The 411-nt window shown below is 32.6% G+C and carries 1 protein-coding gene; it reads left to right on the top strand.

What is annotated here, in order from left to right; genetic code table 11:
* Nucleotides 1–313: quaternary ammonium compound efflux SMR transporter QacC (qacC, locus tag EII23_RS12465; protein ID WP_086043848.1), on the top strand; the 313-nt coding region annotated here is incomplete at its 5' end.
* Between the last annotated feature and the right edge of the window lie 98 nt (nucleotides 314–411).

Here is a 411-nt window from a genome sequence, read left to right as displayed (position 1 = left end):
TTATTTAATAATAGCCATAAGTACTGAAGTTATTGGAAGTGCATTTCTTAAATCTTCAGAAGGCTTTTCAAAATTTATACCATCCTTAGGAACAATAATTTCATTTGGAATTTGTTTCTATTTTTTAAGTAAAACAATGCAACACCTACCACTAAATATAACTTATGCAACTTGGGCGGGACTAGGTTTAGTCTTAACAACCGTAGTCTCAATAATTATTTTCAAAGAACAAATAAATCTAATAACTATAGTATCTATAGTTTTAATCATAGTCGGCGTAGTTTCGTTAAACATTTTCGGAACATCGCATTAATTGCTTTATTCCAATTGCTTTATTGACGTTGAGCCTCGGAACCCTTAACAATCCCAAAACTTGTCGAATGGTCGGCTTAATAGCTCACGCTATGCCGA

This window comes from Desulfovibrio sp. OH1186_COT-070 (genome assembly GCF_003860215.1).
Lineage (GTDB): Bacteria > Desulfobacterota > Desulfovibrionia > Desulfovibrionales > Desulfovibrionaceae > Desulfovibrio.
The sequence above is the reverse complement of the archived record's forward strand: the minus strand, read 5'-3'. Positions and strand labels throughout refer to the sequence as shown.